Source organism: Streptomyces tricolor (genome assembly GCF_002155905.1).
Taxonomy (GTDB): domain Bacteria; phylum Actinomycetota; class Actinomycetes; order Streptomycetales; family Streptomycetaceae; genus Streptomyces; species Streptomyces tricolor.
The window spans coordinates 1-3049 of record NZ_MUMF01000708.1; the positions used below are offsets into that span (position 1 = coordinate 1).

1 protein-coding gene and 1 pseudogene are annotated in these 3049 nt (G+C 76.6%); both read left to right on the forward strand.

Annotated elements, in window-relative coordinates; translation table 11 throughout:
- Positions 1-377 precede the first annotated feature (377 nt).
- Positions 378-1388 (forward strand): SMI1/KNR4 family protein, encoded by a 1011-nt coding sequence (locus CCN44_RS37895; protein ID WP_086703342.1) that lies wholly within the window; start codon positions 378-380, stop codon positions 1386-1388.
- A gap of 10 nt (positions 1389-1398) precedes the next feature.
- Positions 1399-3049, forward strand: a pseudogene (locus tag CCN44_RS45295) (SUKH-4 family immunity protein); the annotation flags it as partial.

The window sequence follows — 3049 nt, forward strand, 5'->3', positions numbered from 1 at the left end:
GGATGCCGTCGCGGCGGTGCCGGAGGGTGGGGGCGGGGGGTGTGTCGGTGCCGCTCCAGTCGATGCGAGGGTCGCCGGCCCGCACGTCGGTACCTCCGGTCTGCAAGGTATTCATGATCGCTTTCCCTCCCCGGGCGTGCCCCCGAAGGACACAGGGTGCCAAATGCCGTGGCTGGTGCGGAAGCTGGGGCGGTGCGACACGCCCGGGTCCGGGCGGGGTGTGACGGTGGGGTGACGGCTGGTCACGGGGGCGGAGGTGCCCGGTCCGCCGGGATGCGGTGGGCCGGTGACCGGGGTGCGCGTACCGCATAGGCTGTCGCCATCCGCGATCGACACCGCCGTTCAGGCCAGAGAGAACGCCGCAGGGGGCAACCGCCATGACGACAGGTCGGCTCGGGCAGCAAGCCGCGCCGCCGAACGCGGCCTACGCCGGGCAGGTCGTGCACTTTCCGGATCCGGTCCGGGCGGCACGTCACCCGAGAGGGGTACGGGTCGATGAGCGGGGTTATCCGGATTTCTCGCCGTACGCGCGCGTGGCGGTGGAGATCGCCGAGCCGCCGGAGGGGTTCGGGGTCGACGAGCTGCGGCTGACGGACTACGTGTCGGCGAACGCCGCGCTGGCGGCCGAGGGGCACGAGTGGTGGGACACGCTGCCGGATGTGGCGACGCCGCACGGCTGGACGTGGCATCACGTGGCGGGCACGCGGCGGCTGGAGCTGGTGCCGGTCGAGGTGAAGGCGCTGCTGCGGCATCACGGCGGGGTGGCGACGGCGCCGGTGGACCACGGCAAGCGGGGCACGCGGCCGTTGCAGGAGTCCCGGCCGGCGCACTTCGGGCTGCCGAAGTCGGGTGTGGCGGTGTCGGAGGCGCAGGTGCAGGGGGTCGAGGAGGACCTCGGCTACCGGCTGCCGGGTGCGTACCGCTCGTTCCTGAAGGCGGCGGGCGGCTGTGCTCCGGTGGGGACGGCGCTGGACGCCGAGCTGGGGCTGCTGGTGGACCAGCCGTTCTTCACGGTGCGGGACGAGGCCGCGGTCAATGACCTGGTGTACGTGAACAAGTGCCTGCGCGACCATCTGACGAAGGATTACCTGGGGGTGGCCTTCGTGCAGGGCGGGCTGCTCGCGGTGAAGGTGAAGGGCGAGCGGGTCGGTTCGGTGTGGTTCTGCGCGTACGACGACGTGCGGGACACGGATCCGGCGTGGTCGCCGGCGGAGCGGGTGGAGCGTCTGCTGCTGCCGTGCGGTGACGATTTCGACGTCTTCCTGTCCCGGCTGGCCGGCAGTCCGCCGGAGTTGGAGACGGTGGCGCATCTGATGGTGGACGGCGGTTTCGCGCGTGTCGTCCCGGTGTCTTCCGGCTCGGCGTCTTCCGGCCCGGTGGGGGAGTGAGCTGCAGGCGATGGTGACCTACGCGCAGGCGCAGGAGCGCGCCGAGGAGTGGATCAACGGCGACGTGCCCGCGTACCAGCATCGTGAGGTGCGGGTGCGGGAGTTCGAGCTGGGGTTCGTGGTGTGGGGCGAGGACCGGGCGGAGGGGCCGCGGTCGGACGCGGGCGGCCAGCGGCTGGTCATCGCCCGGGACAGCGGGGAGGCCAGCCTGTGGCCCGCGCTGCCGGTGGGTGAGGTGATCCGCCGGTACGAGGAGGAGTACGGCCGTGCCGAGGAGCCGCGGGACGCGGTTGCGGCGCCGGCGGCGGCCCGCCTGGACCTGAACCAGACGTCGTTCCTGCTGACTCCTCCGGAGTGGTTGCAGGAGGCGGCGGACAAGCTGGGGATCGGGGAGCGGCGGCCCGAGGAGACGGGGGCGGGGGCGGCTGCCTCGGCTGCGGCGTCTGCCTCGGCTCCGGCGGCTGCGGCTGCTGACGGCGGGTCGGTTTCCGGCGCGGCTCCGGACGCGGGTCCGGCGTCGGACGGTGGTACGGCGCCGGGGGCGGCTTCCTCCGGTGGGGGCGGGCTCGCGCAGACGCAGGCCGGGGTGCCGGCGGGGACGGCCACCGCTCCGGCGGACGTGCCCGCGGGGGCCACGCCCTGGGCCGGCACCGACACGAACGCGCAGGCCGGTGACGAGGACCGTTCCGTGCCGCTGCCCGCGACGGTCTTCGCGCCGCCGCTGAGTGACGCGGACGACGCGGCGCCGCGCCCGCCGGCGGTGGCGCCGGACGCGCCGACGGCGTTGATGTCGGGCGGCAGCCAGCTGCCGCGGACGGCGGTCGCGCCCGCGCTCGACCTGCCGGGCGGGCCGGGTGCGCCGCAGGGCGGCACGTCGGCGCCGGGTACGCCGGCGTACGGCCATCCGCAGCCACCGGTGGCGCCGGGCACCCCTGCGCAGGGTGTGCCGTCGTACCCTCCGGCGCCCGGCGCCGCGCCCATGCCTGCGACGGCTCCCGGCGCGCCGGGTGCTCCGCAGGGCAGCACGCCGCCGCCTTTGCCGCCGGGCGCCCCGTCGTACGGCTATCCGCAGGGTCCCGGTGCTCCGCAGGGGGCTCCGGGGTACGGCTATCCGCAGGCGCCGGGCGGTGCGCCGGGCGCGCCGCAGCCTCCGGCGGGTCCGGGTGCGCCCGCGCGGCCGCTCGCGCCGAACGCCGGGGACATCGCGGACGCCGCGACGAGCAAGGCCGCGCCGCCGCCGAAGAAGGCGCGCGGTGGAGTGGGTGCGCCGCCTCCGCCGCCGGGCACGCCGGGTACGCCGGGCGCACGGCCGGGGAGCGCGACGCCGCCGCCCGCGCCGGGTGCGCCCGCGGGTGGGTACGTGCCGACCCAGCTGGTGTCGGCGCTCGGGCCGGAGGGGCCTGAGGCGCAGGGCGGCGGGGACGCGCCCCACCCGCCCGGTGCGCCGAACCCGCCTGCCGCGCCTCCTGGTGCTCCGGGTGGTACGCCGCCGGGCGGTACCCCGGCGGGCATCGTGCACCATGCGGCCACGGTGCTGGCCGATCCGAGTCAGCTGGGCGGCGCCTCGCAGCCTCCGGGCGCCCCGGGCGTCCCCGGTGCCCCGGGCGCGCAGGGTGCGGCGGGCGCCCCCGGCATGCCGAACCCGCCCGGCGCCCCGGCGG

Excerpts from the sequence above, each read along its gene's own strand:
- CCN44_RS37895 (WP_086703342.1), top strand. The coding sequence starts at position 378 with ATGACGACAGGTCGGCTCGGGCAGCAAGCCGCGCCGCCGAACGCGGCC.